Raw genomic sequence first — 22,942 nt, 5'->3', positions numbered from 1 at the left:
CCGGTGCTACCGGGACGCTCCGATGGCTTTAACGGTTTTTGCAGCGCTTTGTTCTAGAGTTGGCAGGCGCTGTATGGAAGGGCGCTCCCTTCAGCGACGGTCAAGATGTCACAAGGAAAGGCGGCCGAGTGAATACGACTGAACCATTGTCCGGCATGCCTTTTACCTTCGAAGGCAAAGCCGCAATGATGGAGCGCGCGCTCGGCAGCGCCGGGGTTTCGATCCTCTGCCAGGATGCTCGACTGTCGATCTTCTACGTCGAAAATCTGCCGCCGCATTTCGCGGCGCTCTTTATGCCCGGCGGCAGCGACGCCGCCCTTTTCGGCGAGGCCCATGGGCGATATCTGACAGCGCTGAAACACAAGGTCCTGGAAACCGGCATTCCCAACAATGCCGAAGTCGAAATCGATGTCGACGGCGAAAGGCGCACTTATGAACTGAAGATCCAGCGCACCGGCGAACGCAGTGCACATGGACTTCTGTCCGTCATGACTGAAGTCACCGAAAGCCGGCATCGGGAAAAAGTTCTGAAATCGCTGCTGCGCGAGCTCTCACACCGCTCGAAGAACCTTCTGGCCATCATCCAGGGCATTGCCACGCAGACGGCGCGCAACACGCTCTCTCTCGACAGCTTCCTCCTCAAGTTCCGCGGACGGCTGCAATCGCTTTCCAATTCGCAGGACCTGATCACTGATTCGAGCTGGCGCGGCGCCTACCTCTTCGAACTCGCCGAAAAGCAATTCGCCCCCTATTGGCCGGAGACGGCCGGCTCCATGCCGATCTATGGCATCAACGCTCATCTGACACCGAATGCCGCCGTGCACCTCGGGCTCGCCCTCCACGAACTCATCGTCAATTCCGCCTCCTTCGGCGCAATATCAGGCGGCGCCGCCTCCATCACGCTGAATTGCCGCGAAGCCATGATCAACGACAGGAGGGCGATCGAAGTTGCCTGGGCGGAAGTTCTGCATGATCAGTCGGAAGTCCACGAATTCAGCGACAACAGCTTCGGCCGCACTGTGCTGGAGCGTGTCGTGCCTTCATCGGTCAATGGCAAAGCGGAGTTGAACCTCGTTCCCGGCCGCATCGAGTACCGTCTGACCATTCCGGAAACCGAATTCGAGATCTTCAAGCGGGTGTGAAAGCCCTGGAGACAGCCGAGAACGAAAAACAGCTGGTGCGAGGGCGGCGCACCAGCTGTCTTCACTCACCGGGAGGGGACCGTGAGTACGTCCGGATAGTGGGTTGGGGGCGCGCATGTTGGGTCGATGCGATCACCATCCGGATATCGCAATAACGACGACCTCAAACTTTGGTTCCCTGCCATCCGAAAAAAATTCGACTTTTTTGAATCTTTTTTCGGATGCCCTTCCCTCATCACGCGCTCAGCCGTTTCACCGATTTAGGTCGAATAAATTTTCTCAGCAAAAACAGAGGATTACTTGCGAGTCAGCAAGGGAAAATCGTCAAAATTTTACCGTTTGATAAATTTTTAAACCTGAGTTACGCTTTCCCTCACAGGCCGTTTACCAATAATGAGGGAACTTCAATGGAACGACTGGAAACCGGGATTCATCCCGGCCGGCTTTCGCCCGCCGAGTATGAGGCTAATTTTTCCGATCTTCATCCGCGCCTCGATAATCATGAGGCGCTGGTCGCCGCTGACCGCTGTTATTTCTGTTATGACGCGCCATGCATGACGGCCTGTCCCACCTCGATCGACATTCCGCTGTTCATCCGCCAGATTTCGACCGGCAATCCGATCGGCTCGGCAAAGACGATCTTCGACCAGAACATCCTCGGCGGCATGTGCGCCCGCGTCTGTCCCACCGAAGAACTCTGTGAACAGGCCTGTGTGCGCAACACGGCTGAAGAGCGGCCGGTCGAGATCGGCCGCCTGCAGCGTTATGCCACCGATGCCGCCATGCAGGCCGACAAGCAATTCTATGCCAGGGCCGAGCCGACCGGAAAGACGATCGCCGTTGTCGGCGCCGGCCCGGCCGGCCTTGCCGCCGCCCATCGCCTGGCCGTGAATGGCCATTCCGTCGTCATCTATGATGCCAGGGAAAAATCCGGCGGTCTCAACGAATACGGTATCGCCACTTACAAGACCGTCGACGACTTCGCCCAGAAGGAAGTCGATTACGTCCTTTCGATCGGCGGTATCGAGGTTCGGCATGGCCAGTGTCTCGGCCGCGATTTTTTACTTTCCGATCTGCAGGCGCAATATGACGGCGTCTTCCTCGGTATCGGCCTTGCCGGCGTTAACGCGCTACGCATCGAGGGCGAAAACCTTGAAGGCGTCGACGACGCCGTCGATTTCATCGCCGCACTCCGCCAAGCCGAAGACAAAAGCAAAATCGCCATCGGCCGCCGCGTCGTCGTCCTTGGCGGCGGCATGACGGCGATCGACGCCGCCGTGCAGGCAAAGCTGCTCGGTGCCGAGGAGGTGACGATCTGTTACCGCCGCGGCAAGGAGCACATGAACGCCTCCGAATTCGAACAGGATCTGGCAAGCTCCAAGGGCGTCATCATCCGCCACTGGCTGGCGCCGAAATCGATCCTGTCGCAGGACGGCAAAGTCGCCGCGATCGAAGTGGAATATACCAAAATCCTCGATGGCCGTCTCGTCGGCACCGGCGAGACCGGTGTGATTGCCGCCGACCAGATCTTCAAGGCGATCGGCCAGAGCTTTGACGCCTCTGGTCTCGGTTCGCTGCGCATGGAATCCGGCCGCATCGCTGTCGATGGCGAAGGCCATACCTCGCTTGACGGCGTCTGGGCCGGCGGCGACTGCGTCTTCGGCGGCGACGATCTCACCGTTTCCGCCGTCGCCCACGGTCGCGATGCGGCTGAATCCATCCATCGTGCCCTCACCGCAGCAGCCGCTCCGGCTGTCGCGGTTGCCTAAAGGGGAGAATGAATAATGGCTGATCTCCGTAATAATTTCGTCGGCATCAAGTCCCCGAACCCGTTCTGGCTGGCGTCGGCGCCGCCGACCGACAAGGCCTACAATGTCGAGCGCGCCTTCAAGGCCGGCTGGGGCGGCGTGGTCTGGAAGACGCTGGGCGAGGAAGGCCCGCCCGTGGTCAACGTCAACGGCCCGCGCTACGGCGCGATCTGGGGCGCCGACCGCCGCCTGCTCGGTATGAACAATATCGAGCTCATCACCGACCGCGACCTCTACACCAACCTGCGCGAAATGAAGCAGGTGAAGATGAACTGGCCGGACCGGGCACTGATCGCCTCGATCATGGTACCTTGCGAGGAAGAGGCCTGGAAGGCGATCCTGCCCTTGGTCGAAGAAACCGGCGCCGACGGCATCGAGCTCAATTTCGGCTGTCCGCACGGCATGTCGGAGCGCGGCATGGGTTCCGCGGTCGGTCAGGTGCCGGAATATATCGAGATGGTCGTGCGCTGGTGCAAGCAGTACACCCGCATGCCCGTCATCACCAAGCTCACGCCCAACGTCACCGATGTCCGCCGCCCCGCCCGCGCCGCCAAGGCCGGCGGCACCGATGCCGTCTCGCTGATCAACACGATCAATTCGATCGTCTCCGTCGATCTCGACAACTTCGCCCCTAACCCGACGGTCGGCGGCAAGGGCAGCCATGGTGGTTATTGCGGCCCGGCGGTAAAGCCGATCGCGCTCAACATGGTGGCCGAGATCGCCCGCGATCCCGAAACCTATGGCCTGCCGATCTCGGGCATCGGCGGCATCACCACCTGGCGGGACGCTGCCGAATTCCTCGTGCTCGGCGCCGGCAACGTCCAGGTCTGCACCGCGGCGATGACTTACGGCTTCAAGATCGTCCAGGAGATGATCACCGGCCTCTCCGACTGGATGGACGAAAAAGGCCACCGCAGCCTCGACGACATTACCGGCCGCGCCGTGCCCAACGTCACCGACTGGCAGTATCTGAACCTCAACTACATCGCCAAGGCCAAGATCGATCAGGACGCCTGCATCAAATGCGGCCGCTGCTACATCGCCTGCGAGGACACCTCGCACCAGGCGATCACCAACTTCGTCGATGGCGCTCGCCATTTCGAGGTGATGGATGAGGAATGCGTCGGCTGCAATCTCTGCGTCAGCGTCTGTCCGGTTGAGAACTGCATCACCATGGAGCAGCTTCCCGCCGGCGCCCTCGACAAACGCACCGGCCGGGTTGTCGACCCCAACTATGCCAACTGGACCACGCATCCGAACAACCCAATGGCGCGCCAGGCGGCGGAGTGATGGAGCTTCAACGCCACGGGCAAGCTCGGTCCGCGGCATTGCGCTGCACCGCAAATGCAAGTTTCGGGCTTGATGGATGGGCCCGAAAGCTGGCGAAAGGCGATTACGGGAACATCATAAGGCTGCCGAAGTTAGCGCAGGCGATTCCACGAGAGAGCCATGCACGACCACTCAAGCAGCGAAGAGTCGAAATCGAAGCCTCGCAGTTGGAGCCGACGCTCCCCGATCGGAGCGGAGGTTGATGCCGGCGGCGTTTCGTTCCGAGTATGGGCCCCTGCCAGAGAACGCTGTTTCCTCGTGATCGAGGGAAATTCCGAACATAAGATGACGGCGGAGGACGGCGGCTACTTCTGCCTGTATCTGCCCGGTTTGGATGTAGGAACGCGATACCAGTTTCACTTTGGAGACGCGGATGATCTTCTTGCCGATCCTGCCTCGCGTTTTCAGCCAGATGGTCCATCGGGGCCATCAGTCGTCGTAGATCCGGCGCGGTATCAGTGGAGTGATTACGACTGGCAAGGAATGCCCGCCTTCGGAGCTGCTCTCTACGAGATGCACATCGGCACCTTCACAAGGGAAGGTACCTTTGCGGCAGCCCGGGAAAAGCTGGAAAGACTTCGCGCACTCGGCATCAACTGCCTGGAAGTAATGCCCATCAATGAGTTTGAAGGCGAATTCGGCTGGGGCTACGACGGAACATTGCTCTATGCTCCGACGCGGCTCTATGGAACACCGGATGATGTGCGCGCTTTCGTCGACGAAGCCCACCGGATCGGCATCGGGGTGATCCTCGACGTGGTCTACAACCACTTCGGTGTCGGCGAGCGGTTTTCTGAATTCACGCCCGACTATTTCACGGAGCGGTACTCGAACGAATGGGGCAAGGCGATCAACTTCGACGGTCCGAACAGCCACGGTGTTCGGGAATATATAGCAAAGAACGCGGCCTACTGGATCGACGAATTCCATTTCGATGGACTGCGTATCGATGCAACGCAGGCGTTGTTCGACTCAAGCCACGAACACATCGTCACGGTCATTGCTAGGGAAGCTCGAGCAGCAGCGGGACAGCGGCAGATCTATCTCGTGAGCGAAAATGAGCCGCAGCAAAGCGAAATGGTGCGGCCGGAGAGCGCGGGAGGGCATGGGCTGAACGCCTTATGGAACGATGATTTCCACCGCTCCGCGACAGTGGCGCTGACCGGCCGCAACGAAGCCTATTATCATGATCACCGCGGTACGGCCCAGGAACTCGTTTCTGCCGCCAAATATGGCTGCCTGTTTCAGGGGCAGCGATATGATTGGCAGGATAAACCGCGCGGAACGGCTGGGCTCGACCTCAAGCCGTGGAATTTCGTGCACTTCCTCCAGAATCACGACCAAGTCGCCAATTCCGGCACGGGCGCCAGGATCGGCCACCTAACATCGCCAGCCCGTCTTCGGGCCATGACGGCGCTGCAACTGCTGGGGCCGCAGACGCCCATGCTCTTTCAGGGACAGGAATTTGGTGCCTCTTCTCCGTTTTATTATTTCGCAGATCACGCTGGAGAAATCGCCGACATGGTCCGGCAGGGGCGGCGCAGTTTCCTCAGCCAATTCCCGAACCTGAGGGATGAAGAGCTCATCAGACAGATGGCGGATCCGTGTGCTCGCACGACGTTTGAGAAGGTGAAGCTCGATTGGGCCGAATGGGAGAGAAACGCGGCAGTCGTGCTGCTTCATCGCGACCTGCTGAATCTTCGTCAGACGAACAAGGCATTTTCTCGCCAAGCTTGCGCTCGTGACGGCCAAATGGACGGTAATGTTTTGTCCAGCTCCGCCTTCCTCCTGAGGTTCTTCGCGGAGAAGCCGTCGGACGAAAGAATATTGTTGATCAACTTCGGCAATGACCTCGTGATCGATAGTCTGCCGGATCCGCTTTTTGCGCCGCCGGAAGCTCACCAATGGCATCTCTCTTGGTCAAGTGAAGATGCCGCCTACGGTGGCAGTGGACGCCGCCCATATGATTTTTGGAAGCGTTGGGTATTGAACGGGGATATTGCTCTGGTCGTCGCCCCCTTTAAACTCCAGAACCGGCAAAACGTCTCAGCAATGCCAATTGAGGACTGGCAAGCCGGCATCTTGCGAGCCGGGGACCCTAGCACTTAACTGCCGGCATTCGATTTTCGTCGTTGAAGCAGACGTTCGAGAAAATGAGAGAGGGAGTCGCCTGAACTCTCGCCATCGCCGCTGAGGACGGTAACGCCCCACCTCTTCAGAACATGCACCTGAACCTCGGTCGGCTCGTGCATGAAGAGAAATAGCGGCGGCCGGTGTCGGTCTAGTCCGGTCCGCCGCCATGTCGACCACAGGTGATGGAGCAAAAAGCGAATGTTCAGATCGGACATGCTGTAGCCGACAAACAGCAATGTCGAGGCGAAGGCATCGCTCCTGAATTTTATGTCCAAAGGAGCGTCAAACGATAGGCGATCGAAGTAATCCGACTCTGTCAGCACCAGTGTGTCCGGATCGGAGAAGTCGCCGTGGTATTTGACGATTTGAGTTTCGCCGACTGGCGCGGTCGCCATATCTTTCGCGCTTGTAATCCGTGTGAATGGCCGCCCGAACGCCTCATAGGAGATTTCGAGATTTGCATCGTAATTTGTGGTGTACACGAGAGGAAAGTCCAATTCGACGATGAGCCTATGCAGCTCGGAGTTCTCAAGTTGCTCAGGCAAGATCTGCCACTCGCGTTTCATCCATTCGACCAAATGAGACAACGAGCCGTGCTTCAAACGGTAATATTCGGCAATTTCCTGATAGGTTGCGCCGTGCGTGGCGGCGAACGACGAAGGCAGGCCGAGATCCATCAGCATATGATCGATGAGACAGCTCCATGAGGGCAGGCCGACGTTCATCGATATTCCTGCACCAACGAACAAAACGGCCTGCCGGCGTTCAATCGCGGTGGCAATCGCCGATATTTGTTTGTCGTGTGGCACGCATCCTCCTGACTACCGTAAGACCGAACGTCGTCTGGAGAGACTTGTTTCTGTGCGGTAGCGCACTCGGTAGCGCACTTCGGCTTGGAGTTCGCTGTTCTTTGGAGCAGCATGTTCCCGACAGTGCGGGCAATTGCGACGGCCAGCCGCATTCGCTCCTCATCAACTGATATCTGGACTGCCCTTGAAGCCATCTCCCGTTGAAAGATCGCATGGATTGACCGGCGCATCAGTCCTGAATGAGCTTAGTACCTCTCGACCAAAAACTTCGATGAACTCGCGCTGATTGCGCCCGACATTGTGAATATAGATTTCGTCAAATCCCATCGCGACATCGGCTTTCAACCACTCGACATGCTGTCGTGGATCGGCCGAGATGCGCACATGCTGGTCCATATCTTCAGGCCGCACCTTCAGACATGCCTCATCGAACTCCTCCGGCAAACGAAGCGTTTCCGAGATTGCAGCGGAAATCGCGTTGCTGCGCCACTGGTCGAAGGCATTAGCCCTAGCTTCCTCTTCGGAGCCGGCATAGGAAATATGTGTTTGCAAGTAGAGCGGCTTTTGCCTCCCGCCGCCGCGCCGGAAGGCTTCGACGACTTTGTCGAGCTTGCCGGTCGGCTGGTTGATGGTGATAAGCGCATCCGCCCAGCCTCCCGCCCACTCGGCCGTTTCTGGCGAAAGAGCGCCGGCAACAATGCGCGGGATCTCATCAGGGAGAGTATGGACGCGGCCCTGATCGACTTTGATGGGTTCTGTCCGACTGACCAGCTTCCCCGACCACAAGTCCCTCATGATCTCGACCGCAGCCAGCAACCGTTCATTTCGTTCTGCCTTGGAGGGCCAGCGTTCGCCGATGACATGTTCATTCATGGCCTGCCCGCTGCCCACCGCTATCCACGGCAACCGGCCCGAAAACATCTCTGCAATCGTCGCACCAGCCTGTGCGGTAATCGCCGGATGATAACGCCAGCCCATAGGGACTGTGATGATACCGAAGGGAATAGATTGCGTGGCCTGGAGCGCGGCCCCTAACCAGGCCCAAGCAAAGCCCGACTGACCCTGCCTCTCACTCCATGGCGTCAGGTGATCGGACGACATCACGGCGCCGAAACCTGCAGCCTCCGCAGCCTGCACATATCCGAGGAGCTCGCTTGGCGAAAATTGTTCATGGGACGCGTGATAGCCGATGAGCGTCATGATCCGTTGCCCTCGGAAATAAACCAGTGGTAGGCATGGGGCTCGAGTTGCAGGCGTGGTTGGATGGCGCCTGCGTACTCCACCTCGCCGATCAGATCTCGGAACTTCCGAGGCTGCATTCCGCCAAAATTGATTTCCGTCTTAATACGCCGGCGAGCGAGGTTGTGGACGAGCAGCAGAAGCGACCCGGCGTCTTCAAAGCCGTGGACCAAAACAGCCGGATCCTCGGCGCTCAATCTCACCAGCCGCCCTTTTGTGAAGATCGGCTGATTCCTGCGAAGAGAAATAAAACGCCTGATCTTGTTCAACAGGGAATTAGGATCATTGAATTGGTCGACAACATTGACTTTCTTGTAGGAAAACGGCCCGTCCGAGACGATCGGCTGACACAGTTTTCCGGCGTCGGCACTGGAGAAACCGGCATTCCTCTCCGCCGACCATTGCATCGGTACCCTCACTGCATTGCGTCCGGGCTGGGAAAGGTCCTCGCCGATACCGATCTCGTCGCCGTAGACGATAAGCGGCGGCCCGCTCAGAGAAAAGATGATGCTGAAGGCGAGTTCCGTCCGTCGTTGGTCGCCGCCCAACATGGGCGCAACGCGACGGCGGATGCCGCGGCCGAATGCCTGCATTTCTTCCTTCGAAGCGAAGGCGTCGAAGACGTTCTTCTTCAAATCCGCGGGAACTCGGGAAAAATCGAGCTCATCGAGATTGCGCAGGAAATTAACCCATGCGCAACCGGGCGGTGGCTCCGGAAGCAGGCTCAGTCCCTGATTGATCGAGGCCGCGTCTTCCCCAGCGAGGCCTGCGAAGAGATAGCAGGCAAGCATGAAGTTGAGCAGAAGCTGGAGTTGGTCTCCTTCGCCAAAAAAGGCGTCGGAAGCTTCCGGCGGAAGATTGACTTCTCCGAGGAGCACACCACCCGATCGCCTGCTTTGCAGATAGCTGCCGATCTGCCTCAGGATGCCGTGGGGATCGCGAGGATTGGCATGCTCAAGTCCTTTATCGGCGATGATGAGCGGGGCGGCGTCCAGCCTGAACCCGCTGACGCCGAATGCGATCCAGTAATCGACGATGCGCAATATTTCTTCGCGCACCTGCGGATTTGCAGCGTTCAATTCGGGCTGAAACTCGTAGAAGCTATGGAAATAATAGGCCCTCGCCACCTCATCATAGGTCCAGAGGCTGTCCACTTCGCCCGGAAAAATCGATTTGGCCCCTGAAGCGACAGGTGCAGGATCGGGGCTCCAGACATAATAACTGCGGTAGCGCGTCTCGTCATCCCGCCTAGCGGCCTGGAACCAGGGATGCTGATCGGATGTATGATTGACGACGAGGTCCATGATCACCCGAATGCCATGCTCACCGGCACCGTGCAGAAATGTCAGGAAATCGTCAAGCGTTCCCACCTTTGGATTGATCGAATAGAAATCGCTGACGTCATAACCATTGTCGCGATCCGGACTGCGATAAAACGGCAGTAGCCAGATGCAGGTAATTCCGAGTTCCGAAAAGTAGGCCAGCTTTTCCGTCAGGCCCGCGAAGTCGCCAATGCCGTCACCATTGCCATCGGCGAATTTCTCGACATCGATGCTGTAGATCACCGCCTCCTCATACCAGCTGCTGCTTCGGTTCGGCACCGCGACGGTCTCCCGATAATCTCTGTTGCCACCCCTTCTAACGGTCCCGGAAGGAGGGGGTTCCTCGGATTGCGCCAAGTCCAAGGATGCCGGGGGATGCGGAAGGAAGGTCTGGCCCGGTGGAACCTGCAGACATCACCAGTGTTTTCCCGATATCCCCAACAGATAGGAAGCCTCCGATGGATTACTCCACGACACCGCTGGCAGGTCCCGAGCGATCACCTCTCCAACCGAAATGGTGGCATACCGCAACTGTATACCAGGTCTATCCGCGCAGCTTTTGCGATTCCAACGGAGACGGCATTGGCGATATCCCCGGCATCACCTCAAAGCTCGACTACCTGAAAAAGCTCGGGATCGACATCATCTGGCTGTCGCCGATCTACAAGTCGCCGATGGACGACAATGGTTATGACATATCGGACTACCGGGACATTGCCCCCGAGTTTGGCACGCTCCAAGATTTCGACCGGCTGGTGGCTGAGGCGAAAGACCGAGAAATCGGCATCATGCTCGACCTCGTCGTCAACCACACATCGGACGAGCATCCGTGGTTTCTTCAATCCCGTCACGGTTCGGACAACCCATTCCGCGACTTCTACATCTGGCGCAAACCTGCGCCGGACGGAGGACCGCCGAACGGCCTGAAGTCCTCCTTCGGCGGACCGGCCTGGACGCTCGACCCGGCAACAGGCGAATATTACCTGCATATGTTTTCTCGCCGCCAGCCGGATCTCAACTGGGAGAACGAAAGGGTGCGGGCGGAAATCTATGACATGATGAACTGGTGGCTTGAGCGAGGCATTGCCGGCTTTCGCATGGATGTCATTGATTATATCGGCAAGCAGGTGGACCAGGAGCTTATAAAGGACGGACCGCATCTGCACGACTATCTGCAGGAGATGAATGCCAAGACCTTTGGCAGCCGCGATATCCTGACGGTCGGCGAAGCCTGGAGCGCCACTCCCGGTGCAGCCCTCCTCTATTCCGGACGCGACCGCCAAGAACTCTCGATGATCTTCCAGTTCGAGCACGTCACCCAGCAATGGGACGCGGTCTATGGCAAATGGCGCCCGAAACCGTTCGACCTTGTGAATCTCAAGACCGTCCTGAGCAAATGGCAGCTTGCTCTATCGGAAGACGGGTGGAATTCGCTCTTCTGGGGCAATCACGATCTGCCGCGCGCCGTCTCCCGCTACGGCGACGTGACCGGCTATCATATCGAGTCGGCCAAGATGCTGGCCACCGTGCTGCATCTGCTGAAAGGCACGCCCTTCGTCTATCAGGGCGAGGAAATCGGAATGACAAACGTCCCCTTCACCTCCATCGATCAGTACCGGGACATCGAAACCCTCAACATGCACAGGCTGCACGTGGAGGCCGGCCTTTCCCCAGAAGAGTTTATTCGCGGAGCAAACGAGAACGGTCGCGATAACGCCCGCACACCGATGCAATGGAGTGCGGCCCCCTATGGCGGTTTTTCGACCGGCGTACCCTGGATCGAGGTCAATCCCAATTATCCGAAGGTCAACGCCGAAGCGGCCATCGGAGACGAGAAGTCGATCTGGAACCACTATCGCAAACTGATCGCGCTCCGGAAGACCTGCCCTGTCATCGTCTACGGGGAATACCGATCCTGGCTCGACCAACATCCTGATGTCTTCGTCTATACCCGTACATTCGACAGGACACGGATGATTGTCATCGCTAATTTCACCCCGCGGCACATTGGGCTGAGTTTGCCATCGGAGCTCGGGATGAACGGAGAATGTCTCATTTGCAACTATGAACCGGTGCACAAGATCAACGAGACCATTGAACTCAGCCCCTACGAGGCCTTCGCCATAGCGTCTAGGTGAAGCTGGGATCCGGTCACAGTTGCTCGGGCTTTTTGATAGTGCTCGGTGCTGCGATCTTCTCGGCTATCGCAAGCGCCGGGGCAGCGAAAGAGACTGGCGCCGGCTGCCTCTCGATGCAATGGCCGCGCCGACCGCGATGGAAGCAAGGGCTGCAAGGCCCAGCATCAGAGGCGTCGACAGCGATGGCCGCGAGCGCGAGCGTAACCCGCCATCGATATGCGCCGTGTCCTGGGAAGGCCGATAGAGATTACCGTCGCTTTTCGCGACAGGTGATGCTCGGTTGAAATAGGCGGCCATGAAGCGGCCGAGCAAACGCGCCGCCAGGTTTGGCGCCAGCAGGTGAGCGAGACGTGTTGCATTGGTTACTGCGCCAACGGTGGTCGTTGCTCGCGGGTGTTTTGCCACCTGGACTATGGCTTCGGCAACGCGCCGGGCATCGATCAGCGGCGGCGGCGCGGAGACCTTCCGGCCGACATAGTTGGCACCATGCATCAGGCCGGGGGTGTCGACGAAGGCGGGGTAAATGTCACAGATATGAATGCGAGGCTTATCCGCCACCTCCGCCCGTAAGGCCTCGGAAAATCCGCGAAGCCCGAACTTGCTGGCGCTGTAGGCTGTGGCGAACGGCGCCGCTGCAAAACCGCCGAGCGAAATCATATTGATGAATACGCCCGTACCCTGGCGTAGAAACACCGGGAGAGCCGCGTGTGCGTCGTTGATATGTCCCAGCAAGTTCGCGCGGATGACCTGCTCATGCGCCTCAATTGGCGTCTCCTCGAACCGACCAACCGCGCCGACGCCGACATTGCTGACCCAGACATCGATCTTGCCGAACGAGGCAGCTTTCGAGGCAAGAGCCTTGACTGCATCGGGGTCGGTGACATCCGCAACAACTGAAGTGGCCTCGCCGCCGAGGCGGCGGCAGACCTCTGCCACTTTTTCCAATGCGGCACCGTTGCGCGACGCGAGCACCAGCCTGCTACCCCGCCTGGCGAATGCCTCGGCTGCGGCTTGACCGATACCACTCGATGCGCCGGTAATGACGACAACAGCATCCTCGAGATTGGTTGTCATAGTCGAAGCGTCCTTTCGATTTACCCTTTCTGCGCAAACAACCCGGCGCCATTGAAGTTCCCGGCCGGCGGACATCGCGCCGTTTCAGTCAGCTCTTGCTGTCTCGGAGCGCGCTGAGATGTCGCTCATCATCACGCGCCATCTCGAGATGCGATCGAGAGCGGCCATTTAGGTTAAATGCAGGCAAAGGATGCCTTAGCCACCGAATGATTTTCGATAGGCATGAGGGCTTGTCCCGAGCCGCCTGCGAAAATGATGCCGCATGGTTGCCAGTGTTCCAAAGCCGCTGGCGGCGGCGATGTCGTCGAGCGAAACAGCAAGTTCCTTCTCCAGCAGGTCGCGGGCATGCCGCAGCCGCTCCGTGAGCAGCCATTCGCCGACGCTGAGGCCCGTCGTCGCTTCGAAGCGCCGCTGGAAGGTGCGCATGCTCATGCCCGCTCTTTTCGCAAGCAGGCTGATCGGCTGATCCTCGGAAAGGCTTTCGCGCATCCATTCGATCAGCGGCCCCAAGCGGATGCCCTCGCGTTCCTCAGGAACCGGCGCGTGAATGAACTGCGCCTGTCCGCCTTCGCGGTGCGGCGGCACGACGAGGCGTCTTGCAACGCTGTTTGCTGCTTCCGAACCGAAATCGCCGCGCACCACATGCAGGCAGAGATCGATGCCGGCAGCACTGCCCGCTGCCGTCAGCAGACTGCCCTCGTCTATGTAGAGAACGTCGGCATCGAGTGCGATATCGGGATAACGCGCGGCGATCGAGGCGACATAACGCCAATGCGTCGTCGCCCTGCGGTTCGTTAGCAGGCCCGACCCGGCAAGAACGGCAACACCCGAGCAAAGCGACATGATCCGTGCGCCGCGTTGATGCGCTGCCTTGAGCGCTGAAACAAGCGGCTCGGGAACGACGGCATCGATCGACCGCCAGCCCGGCACGACGATCAGGTCCGCTTCGTCAAGCACTTCCAGTCCCTGGTCGACTGCGACCGTCAGCCCTCCCGCTGCGCGAAGCGGACCCGGTTCGATGCCGCAGACTGAGAAGCGATACCAGCCTTCGCCCATTTCCGGCCGTGGCAGGCCGAAGACCTCGTAGGCGATGCCGAATTCGAAGGTGCAGAGCCCGTCATAGGCAAGTGCGGCGACCAGCGGTCCTTTCGTCTGCTGCGGCAATGAGTTTGGCATGATCTTTACGCTGTCAGACATGATGGCCAATTTCGCAAAGCTCTAGCATCGGCGATACCAGGCGGCAACTTCAGAAAAAGGAAGACCGATGCCAAGCCCCGTTTCCCAAACACCTGCTGCAGCTCCGGATGCCGCTGTCGCTCACTTTGCCGCCAAGCTCGCTTTCGAAACCGACTGCTCGGATGTGCATGCCGCCTTTGCGGTCGGCAACGTCGATTTCGTTCTCCTCGACGTGCGCTCGCCGCAGCTCTTCGCGGAGTCCCATATTCCCGGCGCCATCAACCTGCCGCACGGCAAGATGACGGCGCACCGAATGTCAGCATGGGCAAGCGATACACTCTTCGCCGTCTATTGCGCCGGCCCGCATTGCAACGGCGCCGACAAGGCCGCCTTCCGCCTCGCCAATCTCGGGCTCCAGGCCAAGCTGATGATCGGCGGCATGACCGGCTGGGCCGATGAAAGCTTCGCCTTCGAACAGGGCGTCCCTGCTGCCGCCTGATGGCCGCCCTCTCCCCCTACAATCATGCAGCGGGGAGACAGGAAAATCGCGATCGTCAGAACTCGACGACCACCTTGCCGAAAGGCCCGCGATAGAGATGATCGAGCGCCTCAGGGAATTCGTCGAAGGCATAACGCTTGTCGATCACAGGCTTCAGCCCGGTCTGGTCGATTGCCCGCACCAGATCTTCAAGCGCACGGCGATGGCCGACGGAAATGCCCTGCACAACAGGCGCCTTGAGCAGCAACGGCCCGGTCGGGCCGGAAACCTCGAATCCCTCGAACACGCCGATGACGGAAATGCGGCCATTGATCGCCACCGCCTTCAGCGCCTGGCCGAGATGTGGGCCGCCGACGATCTCAAGCACGTGATCGGCCCCATAGCCGCCGGTCAACTGATAGAGTTGCTCAACCCAGTCGCCCTCATGGCGATTGATCGCGTGATCGGCGCCGAGGGCAACGGCGCGGCCGAGCTTCTCCGCGCTGCCTGATGTGATGAAGACCTCCGCACCATGGGCCTTGGCTATCTGCAGACCGAAGAGCGCCACCCCGCCTGTGCCTTGCACCAGCACCTTGTCGCCGGCCTTCAGACCGCCGCGTTCGATCAGTGCGAACCAGGCAGTCAGCCCGGCGCAGGGCAAGGTGCTCGCCTGCGCCGCATCGAGCGTGTTAGGCGCGCCTGAATACCATTCTTCGGAAAGCACGGTGTATTGCGAGAGGACGCCGGGATAAAAGCCGCCGCGCGTCTTGTAAGGCGGCGTGCGCGCATCGCCTAACCCGCGTCCGTCGATCCAGTCGGGCGAAAACGTCGAGATGACCCGATCGCCCGGCTTGAAACGGCTGACCTCCGGTCCGACTGCCTCGACGACCCCCGCCATATCGGAAGCCGGCACGAAGGGAAATTGCAGCGGCAACCCCATGCCGCTCTCCATCACCAGTCGGTCGCGGAAATTGAGCGAAACGGCTTCCGTCCGCACCAGAACCCTGTTTCCCGAAACCGGCTCGAGCCTCCGCTCGCCGATCGTCAGCTGGCGCTCCGGTCCAACCGCGTCGATCTGCCATTGCCGTGTTGTTTGCATTGCCTTGCTCCTTGTCCATTGCAGGGAGCACAAGGATATCGTTGAATATTTCGCGCCAGTTGCGATATTAATTCACCAGAATGGTTCCAAAGAGGAAACAAATGGAACAGCTGAAGGGTATCTCGATCTTCGTCGAAGCCGTCGAGGCTGGTGGCTTTTCGGCTGCCGCCGAGCGGCTCCATCTCACGCGTTCGGCCGTCGGCAAGACGATCGCACGTCTGGAACAGCGTCTCGGCGTGCGCCTCTTCAACCGTACGACACGCATGCAGAGCCTTACCGAGGAAGGCCGATTCTTCTACGAGCGCTGCCTGCGGGCGATCGAGGAAATCCGCCTCGGGGAAGCCATGCTGGAATCCGGCCGGCGTGACGTGCGCGGCCGATTGCGCATCTCGATGCCCGTGCTTTTCGGCCGCCACTGCATCGCGCCGATCCTCGCACGCCTGCTCGATGAACATCCGAACCTCGAACTCGACCTTTCCTTCAACGACCGTATCGTCGACCTGCTCGAGGACGGGTTCGATCTTGTCATCCGCAACGGACCGCTGAAGGACAATCCGGATCTGATGGCCCGGGCGATCGCGCGCCAGCGCATGACCGTCTGCGCATCGCCCGCCTATCTGGAAAAACATGGCGCACCGCAGACGGTCTTCGATATTCCGCGGTATGAGGGCATCGTCTACAGGCGGGGCGATGATGACAAAGGTTGGATCTTTCCGACTGCGGCTGATCCCGGGCGGCGGCTGGTGCCAAAGGCGCGACTTCGGCTCGACGACCTCGCTTCGATTTCCGATGCCGCCGTCGCCGGGCGCGGTCTTGCCTGGCTGCCCTGCTGGCTGGTCCGCGAGGAGGTGCTGGCGGGCCGGCTCATTCAGGTATTGAAGCACGAACCGGCCAATATCTCCGATGCCCATGCCGTTTGGCTGCGCTCACCGGTCATGCTGCCGAAGGTGCGGCTCGCGATCGATACGCTCGCTGCGGGATTGCCGGCAATGATGGGCTGAAGCGCTCGCCGCGGGTCTGCGAGCGACTAGAAACCCATGTTATTCCTAGGCGTTTCTCTGGAAATAACGCGATGGCGCAGTACATCCGCTCATTCACCGTCCACTGTGGGCGGCCGCCATATCACTCGGAAAAACGTCAGCATGTCACTTTGCAGCGCCCTGGTGGAAAACAATCTAGTCGTCGCCATGAATGGCGAGGATATCCTGCGCCGTTTAGGCGCCGACGTGGCAACGGCGCCAAGTGTCGCCGAAGCGATTGAGATCCTGACCGGACAGTCCTTCGATCTGGCGCTTCTTGACGTCGATCTTGGCGATGAGACGAGTTTCGGGATTGCCGATCGAGTGGCTGCTGACGGCGTGCCCTTCTTATTTGCCACGGGGTATGGGGAGGGCATCGCTCAGGCGAGTAGCCACTCCGACGCGCCCGTGCTGCAGAAGCCTTATACGATGGAGGGCATGACGCATATTCTTGCCCGGGTGTCGCTTCCGAGGAGAGGGTAAAGCCTCATCCTCCAAGGGTATCCGGTCGCAGCCCACCGATGAAGAGCTGTTCCAGAAACCGCGCCGCATCCTCGAAGCGCCCCTCGCCCGAATGTTCCTGCCCCAGCACAGCACGCACCTGAACGTCGAAGTCCGCGTAATGCTGCGTCGTCGACCAGATGGAGAAGATCAGGTGGTAGGGATCGCATTTGACGATCTTGCCTGATGTCGCCCAGGCGCGGATGACCTCCGCCTTCTCGTCGACCAGTTCCTTCAGCGGCCCCTTCAACTCGTCTTCGATATGTGGCGCGCCCTGCAGCACCTCGTTGGCGAAGAGCCGGCTCTCGCGGGGAAAATCGCGGGCCATCTCCAGCTTGCGGCGGATGTAGCTGCGGATTTCCGTCTCTGGATTGCCTTCGGCGTCGAAGGCGCGGAGCGGCTCCAGCCAAGTGTAAAGTACCCGGTCGATCAGCGCCCGGTGCATGGCTTCCTTGGTGCGGAAATAATAGAGCAAGTTGGGTTTCGACATGCCGGCCACTTCGGCAATCTGATCGATTGTCGAGCCGCGAAAGCCGCTTGCCGAAAACACATCGAGCGCAGCTTCCAGGATCTGCTCTTCCTTCTCTTCCTGGATTCGCGTCCGCCTCAGGGTTTTCGCTGCTCTCGGTATTGTCACAGGCTGTCGTTTCCCCTTGAAATTCAACTTCTTCGCTCAAGTTTTGGCTAGGGACGACCCTCGCCGCTTCCTTGAGCAACTGCCCGCATTTTTATCGGCAATTTTCGTGATTTTCGTCTTGAGCCCGGCGATGGAAGTTGTAATGTTTACCAATCGGTCAAATTATCCGTCAGATGTAAAACAAAGGCAACTGGCGATTTTCCGGCGCTCGACAAAACCAATAAGGGGGCGCAGGAAAGGACCACGGGAACGAGCGGGCATGCCTCTTTGCATGACTGCCGCAAACAGGTGAGGGCATAAAGAATGGTGGCAGCACCAGGCGAGAACATGCGCGTCAATGGCGACCGTCTCTGGGACAGTCTCATGGACATGGCGAAGATCGGCCCCGGCATAGCAGGCGGCAACAACCGCCAGACACTGACAGATGCCGATGCGCAGGGCCGCAGTCTTTTCAAAAGATGGTGTGACGATGCCGGTTTGACCATGGGTGTCGACCGGATGGGCACGATGTTCGCCGCCCGCCCCGGCACCGATCCCGATGCCTTGCCGGTCTATGTCGGCTCGCATCTCGATACCCAGCCGACCGGCGGCAAATATGACGGCGTGCTCGGCGTGCTTGCGGCCCTCGAAGTCGTGCGCACGATGAACGATCTCGGCATCAAGACCAAACATCCGATCGTCGTCACCAATTGGACGAATGAGGAAGGCGCGCGTTTTGCCCCTGCCATGCTGGCGTCAGGCGTCTTCGCCGGCGTGCACAGCCTGGACTTTGCCTATAATCGCAGGGACCCCGAGGGCAATCTGTTCGGCGACGAATTGAAGCGTATCGGCTGGGTCGGCGACGAAGAGGTCGGCGCCCGCAAGATGCACGCCTATTTCGAATATCACATCGAGCAGGGACCGATCCTCGAAGCCGAGGAAAAGCAGATCGGCGTCGTCACCCATTGCCAGGGCCTCTGGTGGCTGGAATTCACACTGACCGGCAAGGAAGCCCATACCGGCTCGACGCCGATGAACCTGCGCGTCAATGCCGGCCTCGCCATGGCCCGCATTCTGGAAATGGTCCAGGACGTGGCGATGGGCGAACAGCCGGGTGCCGTCGGCGGTGTCGGCCAGGTGTTCTTCTCGCCGAATTCCCGCAACGTGCTACCCGGGAAGGTGGTCTTCACCGTCGACATCCGCTCGCCCGACAAGGAGAAGCTCGACCGTATGCGGGCAAAGATCGAGGCAAAGGCGCCTGAGATCACCAATGCACTCGGCGTCGGCTGTTCCATCGAGGCGATCGGCCACTTCGAACCGATCACCTTCGATCCGAAACTGGTCACGTCGGTGCGCGAAGCCGCCGAGCGGCTCGGCTACAGCCACATGAACATCATCTCCGGCGCCGGCCATGACGCCTGCTGGGCCGCCAAAGTGGCACCTGCGACGATGGTCATGTGCCCCTGCGTCGGCGGGCTCTCGCATAACGAGGCGGAAGAAATCTCCAAGGAATGGGCGACGGCGGGCGCCGATGTGCTGTTTCATGCGGTGGTCGAGACGGCGGAGATTGTGGTGTGATGGCTTATGTCGAGCCCGGAGCCCCCTCATCCGACCCTTCGGGCCACCTTCTCCCCGCTGGGGAGAAGGGATCGGTAGACGTCGCGGTCTCCCCCTTCTCCCCTCGGGGAGAAGGTGCCCGAAGGGCGGATGAGGGGGCTCCGGGCGCGACGAAAATTATCAAGCAGGATATCCGGAAACATCGCACCAACAAGACCGACCAGGCCAGAACGCTTCGCCGCAAAGAAACTGAAGAGGAATACCACCTCTGGAGCGACCTCCGCGCCCGCCGCTTGAATGGCTATAAGTTTGCAAGGCAAGTTCCCCTCGGCCCATTCATCGTCGATTTCCTCTGTCGTGAACAACGATTGATCGTCGAAGTCGACGGCTTCCAGCATGCCGATAGCACGTCGGATCAGCGCCGAACTGAATGGCTCAATGTGAATGGCTATTCCGTCCTACGCTTCTGGAATCGGGAAATCTCGCGCGAACGTCGCTCAGTACTCGAAACGATTCTAGCTGCCTTGCAGGGCCGGATCGAGGTCAGCTCAGAACTGCTCGGCTTCTATTCGCCGGCCCAAACTGCAGACAAGAACGGGGAATGATCATGACCACAGTCATCAAGAACGGCACCATCGTCACGGCCGACCTCACCTACAAGGCTGACGTGAAAATCGACGGCGGCAAGATCATCGAGATCGGGCAGAATCTCTCGGGCGACGAGACGCTGGATGCCACGGGCTGTTACGTCATGCCCGGCGGCATCGATCCGCACACTCATCTCGAAATGCCCTTCATGGGCACCTATTCCTCCGACGATTTCGAAAGCGGCACGCGCGCCGCCCTTTCCGGCGGCACCACCATGGTGGTTGATTTTGCCCTGCCCGCTCCCGGCCAGTCGCTGCTCGAAGCGCTGACCATGTGGGACAACAAATCGACCCGCGCCAATTGCGATTATTCCTTCCACATGGCAGTCACCTGGTGGAGTGAGCAGGTCTTCAAGGAAATGGAGACCATCGTCCGCGACAAGGGCATCAACACCTTCAAGCACTTCATGGCGTATAAGGGCGCGCTGATGGTCGACGATGACGAAATGTTCGCCTCCTTCCAGCGCTGCGCCGAACTCGGCGCCCTGCCGCTAGTGCACGCCGAAAACGGCGACGTCGTCGCCTCGATGTCGGCAAAGCTGCTCGCCGAGGGCAATAACGGCCCCGAGGCGCACGCCTATTCCCGGCCCGCCGAAGTCGAAGGTGAAGCGACCAACCGCGCCATCATGATCGCCGACATGGCCGGCTGCCCGGTCTATATCGTCCACACCTCTTGCGAACAGGCGCACGAGGCGATCCGCCGTGCGCGCAGCAAGGGCATGCGCGTCTATGGCGAACCGCTGATCCAGCACCTGACGCTCGACGAGAGCGAATATTCCAATCCCGACTGGGATCATGCGGCCCGCCGGGTGATGTCGCCGCCCTTCCGCAACAAGCAGCATCAGGATTCGCTCTGGGCAGGTCTCGCCTCCGGCTCGCTGCAGGTCGTCGCCACTGACCATTGCGCCTTCACCACGGCGCAGAAGCGCTTCGGCGTTGGCGATTTCACCAAGATCCCGAACGGCACCGGCGGCCTCGAAGACCGCATGCCGATGCTCTGGACGCATGGTGTCAACACCGGGCGGCTGACGATGAACGAATTCGTCGCCGTCACATCGACCAACATCGCCAAGATCCTCAACATCTATCCCAAGAAGGGCGCAATCCTTGTCGGCGCCGATGCCGATATCGTCGTCTGGGACCCGCAACGTTCCAAGACCATTTCGTCCAAAGCCCAGCAGTCGGCGATCGACTACAACGTCTTCGAAGGCAAGGAAGTGACCGGCCTGCCGCGCTATACGCTGACGCGCGGCGTCCTCGCGATCGAGGAAGGCGCGATCAAGACCCGCCAGGGCCACGGCGAATTCGTCAGGCGCGAGCCGGTCACGGCCGTCAGCAAGGCGCTTTCCCAGTGGAAGGATATCACCGCACCGCGCAAGGTGACGCGTAGCGGCATTCCGGCAAGCGGCGTATGACGATGGCGCATGACGATACGGCCATCAATCGGGGACCGCTGCCTCTATGCCAATGACCTCACGCCGGCACCAAAGCGTCCAACTCCGGCAGAAGCACGACGCTTTCCTGCTCGTTCGGATCGGTGCGCGCGATGATCGCTGTGCACGGCGTGCTGCTGAGGTTGGCCGGCAGGTGCGGCACGCCGGCCGGGATATAGAAAAGTTCGCCGGCATGAACGATGACGTGATGCTCGAGCCGGTCTCCGTACCAGGTATGAGCCTCGCCGGAGAGCATGTAGATCGCCGTCTCGTGCGCCTCGTGCAGATGCGCCTTGGCGCGCACGCCGGGCGGGATCGTCAAAAGATGCATGCAGATGCCCTTGGCGCCGACCGTTTCGGCGGCGATGCCTGCGAAATAGCTCAGCCCCTGCTTGCCGTCATAGGCATGATTGGGGCGAACGATGTGGCAGGTGGGCTTTGATGTCACGTCCATCCTCATCCTCCATGGAGTGTGTCGTCGATAAAACCGGCGGTAATGATAGCACGCAAACCGCGTTCAAGCGGGGAAAACAAGACTGGTCGCATTGATGCAAGCACCCTCCGTCGTATCCGCCAAGGATCTCTGTCTCACCTACCAGGCCAATGATGGCCCGGTGAGTGCACTGAGCAATGTCAATCTCGATGTCCGCAAGGGCGATTTCGTCTCTTTCATCGGCCCGTCGGGCTGCGGCAAGACCACCTTCCTGCGTGTCATCGCCGATCTCGAAAAGAGCACCTCGGGCGAGATCTCGATCAACGGCATGACACCGGAGGAGGCGCGCAAGGCCCGCGCCTACGGTTATGTCTTCCAGGCGCCGGCGCTCTATCCCTGGCGCACCATCGAAAACAACATCGCTCTGCCCTTGGAGATTATGGGCTATTCCGGCGCCGAGCGGACGCGGCGCATCGCCGAAGCGCTCGATCTCGTCGGTCTTTCGGGCTTCGAGAAGAAATTCCCCTGGCAGCTTTCCGGCGGCATGCAGCAGCGGGCCTCGATCGCCCGCGCACTCGCCTTCGACGCGGACCTGCTGCTGATGGATGAGCCCTTCGGCGCCTTGGACGAGATCGTCCGCGACCATCTGAATGAAGAGCTGCTGAAACTCTGGACCCGTACGAACAAGACGATCTGCTTCGTCACCCATTCCATCCCCGAGGCGGTCTATCTCTCGACCAAGATCGTGGTGATGTCTCCGCGACCGGGCCGGGTGACCGATGTGATCGACTCGACCCTGCCGGCCGAGCGCCCACTCGACATCCGCGAAACCCCCGAGTTCCTGGAGATTGCCCACCGCGTTCGCGAGGGACTGAGGACGGGACACGCATGAGGAGCGGGCGCGTGTTGTTTGGCAAGACCCCTCCCCAACCCCTCCCCACAAGGGGGAGGGGCAAACACGCGGCGCTCGCTGAATTCTCCATGGAATG

The 22,942-nt window shown here is 59.8% G+C and carries 19 protein-coding genes and 1 pseudogene; 12 read left to right on the top strand and 8 right to left on the bottom strand.

The window, feature by feature from the left end:
• The first annotated feature begins 146 nt into the window (after positions 1-146).
• The 4 genes from ACS4RR_RS07920 to treZ all read left to right on the top strand — a co-directional run bounded on the left by ACS4RR_RS07920 (position 147) and on the right by treZ (position 6,388).
• Positions 147-1,142, top strand: coding sequence for a sensor histidine kinase (locus ACS4RR_RS07920; RefSeq protein WP_017965792.1), 996 nt, complete (start codon positions 147-149; stop codon positions 1,140-1,142).
• Between the two features lie 407 nt (positions 1,143-1,549).
• Entirely contained in the window at positions 1,550-2,911 is a 1,362-nt protein-coding gene (locus tag ACS4RR_RS07915) for an NAD(P)-dependent oxidoreductase (protein WP_456189931.1), read from the top strand.
• 15 nt (positions 2,912-2,926) lie between these two features.
• A complete protein-coding gene (gene preA, locus ACS4RR_RS07910; RefSeq protein WP_456189930.1) occupies positions 2,927-4,240 on the top strand; it encodes an NAD-dependent dihydropyrimidine dehydrogenase subunit PreA in 1,314 nt (437 codons plus the stop codon).
• Between the two features lie 159 nt (positions 4,241-4,399).
• Positions 4,400-6,388 carry a malto-oligosyltrehalose trehalohydrolase gene (gene treZ / locus ACS4RR_RS07905; protein ID WP_026154317.1) on the top strand — a complete coding sequence of 663 codons (1,989 nt, stop codon included), beginning with the start codon at positions 4,400-4,402 and terminating at the stop codon, positions 6,386-6,388.
• Here treZ and ACS4RR_RS07900 read toward each other — a convergent pair.
• From ACS4RR_RS07900 to ACS4RR_RS07890, 3 genes are all read right to left on the bottom strand, one after another.
• Positions 6,385-7,221 carry an SIR2 family protein gene (locus ACS4RR_RS07900; RefSeq protein WP_456189929.1) on the bottom strand — a complete coding sequence of 279 codons (837 nt, stop codon included), beginning with the start codon at positions 7,219-7,221 and terminating at the stop codon, positions 6,385-6,387. The genes treZ and ACS4RR_RS07900 overlap by 4 nt on opposite strands.
• 162 nt (positions 7,222-7,383) lie before the next feature.
• Positions 7,384-8,421: a TIGR03885 family FMN-dependent LLM class oxidoreductase gene (locus tag ACS4RR_RS07895; protein WP_260109264.1), complete on the bottom strand. Its 1,038-nt coding sequence runs from the start codon at positions 8,419-8,421 to the stop codon at positions 7,384-7,386.
• Positions 8,418-10,061 (bottom strand): alpha-amylase family protein, encoded by a 1,644-nt coding sequence (locus ACS4RR_RS07890; RefSeq protein ID WP_456189928.1) that lies wholly within the window; start codon positions 10,059-10,061, stop codon positions 8,418-8,420. The genes ACS4RR_RS07895 and ACS4RR_RS07890 overlap by 4 nt, the downstream gene beginning before the upstream one ends.
• Positions 10,062-10,240: 179 nt before the next feature.
• On the opposite strand from ACS4RR_RS07890, the gene ACS4RR_RS07885 reads away from it, so the two are divergent.
• Positions 10,241-11,920: a glycoside hydrolase family 13 protein gene (locus tag ACS4RR_RS07885; RefSeq protein WP_170262114.1), complete on the top strand. Its 1,680-nt coding sequence runs from the start codon at positions 10,241-10,243 to the stop codon at positions 11,918-11,920.
• Between the two features lie 63 nt (positions 11,921-11,983).
• Here ACS4RR_RS07885 and ACS4RR_RS07880 read toward each other — a convergent pair whose 3' ends face one another.
• Positions 11,984-12,994 carry an SDR family oxidoreductase gene (locus ACS4RR_RS07880; RefSeq protein WP_260109266.1) on the bottom strand — a complete coding sequence of 337 codons (1,011 nt, stop codon included), beginning with the start codon at positions 12,992-12,994 and terminating at the stop codon, positions 11,984-11,986.
• A gap of 195 nt (positions 12,995-13,189) precedes the next feature.
• Complete coding sequence (gene ftrA / locus ACS4RR_RS07875; protein ID WP_456189927.1) at positions 13,190-14,191, bottom strand: transcriptional regulator FtrA; 1,002 nt, start codon at positions 14,189-14,191, stop codon at positions 13,190-13,192.
• A gap of 67 nt (positions 14,192-14,258) precedes the next feature.
• Here ftrA and ACS4RR_RS07870 point away from each other — a divergent pair, with 67 nt between their 5' ends.
• Positions 14,259-14,669: a rhodanese-like domain-containing protein gene (locus tag ACS4RR_RS07870; protein ID WP_260109268.1), complete on the top strand. Its 411-nt coding sequence runs from the start codon at positions 14,259-14,261 to the stop codon at positions 14,667-14,669.
• 55 nt (positions 14,670-14,724) lie between these two features.
• Here the strand turns inward: ACS4RR_RS07870 and ACS4RR_RS07865 are convergent, their stop codons facing one another.
• Positions 14,725-15,747 carry a zinc-dependent alcohol dehydrogenase family protein gene (locus tag ACS4RR_RS07865; RefSeq protein ID WP_222386764.1) on the bottom strand — a complete coding sequence of 341 codons (1,023 nt, stop codon included), beginning with the start codon at positions 15,745-15,747 and terminating at the stop codon, positions 14,725-14,727.
• A 101-nt stretch (positions 15,748-15,848) separates the two neighbouring features.
• Here ACS4RR_RS07865 and ACS4RR_RS07860 point away from each other — a divergent pair, with 101 nt between their 5' ends.
• Positions 15,849-16,748 carry a LysR family transcriptional regulator gene (locus ACS4RR_RS07860; RefSeq protein ID WP_170262110.1) on the top strand — a complete coding sequence of 300 codons (900 nt, stop codon included), beginning with the start codon at positions 15,849-15,851 and terminating at the stop codon, positions 16,746-16,748.
• 159 nt (positions 16,749-16,907) lie between these two features.
• Positions 16,908-17,249: pseudogene (locus ACS4RR_RS07855) on the top strand (response regulator); the annotation flags it as partial.
• Between the two features lie 4 nt (positions 17,250-17,253).
• Here ACS4RR_RS07855 and ACS4RR_RS07850 read toward each other — a convergent pair.
• On the bottom strand, positions 17,254-17,931 hold the full coding sequence (locus ACS4RR_RS07850) for a TetR family transcriptional regulator C-terminal domain-containing protein (protein WP_170262109.1): 678 nt from the start codon (positions 17,929-17,931) through the stop codon (positions 17,254-17,256).
• A gap of 276 nt (positions 17,932-18,207) precedes the next feature.
• Here ACS4RR_RS07850 and ACS4RR_RS07845 point away from each other — a divergent pair, with 276 nt between their 5' ends.
• Genes ACS4RR_RS07845 through hydA form a run of 3 tightly spaced genes read left to right on the top strand, consistent with a single transcriptional unit; the run spans position 18,208 to position 21,502 of the window.
• Positions 18,208-19,461 carry a Zn-dependent hydrolase gene (locus ACS4RR_RS07845; RefSeq protein WP_017965807.1) on the top strand — a complete coding sequence of 418 codons (1,254 nt, stop codon included), beginning with the start codon at positions 18,208-18,210 and terminating at the stop codon, positions 19,459-19,461.
• Complete coding sequence (locus ACS4RR_RS07840) at positions 19,461-20,045, top strand: endonuclease domain-containing protein (RefSeq protein ID WP_170262108.1); 585 nt, start codon at positions 19,461-19,463, stop codon at positions 20,043-20,045. Before ACS4RR_RS07845 ends, ACS4RR_RS07840 begins: the two co-directional genes overlap by 1 nt.
• A 2-nt stretch (positions 20,046-20,047) precedes the next feature.
• Complete coding sequence (gene hydA / locus ACS4RR_RS07835) at positions 20,048-21,502, top strand: dihydropyrimidinase (protein WP_162117970.1); 1,455 nt, start codon at positions 20,048-20,050, stop codon at positions 21,500-21,502.
• A 58-nt stretch (positions 21,503-21,560) separates the two neighbouring features.
• Here hydA and ACS4RR_RS07830 read toward each other — a convergent pair whose 3' ends face one another.
• Entirely contained in the window at positions 21,561-21,974 is a 414-nt protein-coding gene (locus ACS4RR_RS07830) for a cupin domain-containing protein (RefSeq protein ID WP_018073737.1), read from the bottom strand.
• 94 nt (positions 21,975-22,068) lie between these two features.
• Between ACS4RR_RS07830 and ACS4RR_RS07825 the strand changes: the two genes are divergently transcribed.
• A complete protein-coding gene (locus ACS4RR_RS07825; RefSeq protein ID WP_260109270.1) occupies positions 22,069-22,845 on the top strand; it encodes an ABC transporter ATP-binding protein in 777 nt (258 codons plus the stop codon).
• The last annotated feature ends 97 nt before the right edge of the window (positions 22,846-22,942 follow it).

Origin of the sequence: Rhizobium zaerense, assembly GCF_051810725.1 — a bacterium.
Classification (GTDB): Bacteria; Pseudomonadota; Alphaproteobacteria; order Rhizobiales; family Rhizobiaceae; genus Rhizobium; species Rhizobium leguminosarum_I.
This window is presented reverse-complemented; position numbering and strand designations above follow the sequence as displayed.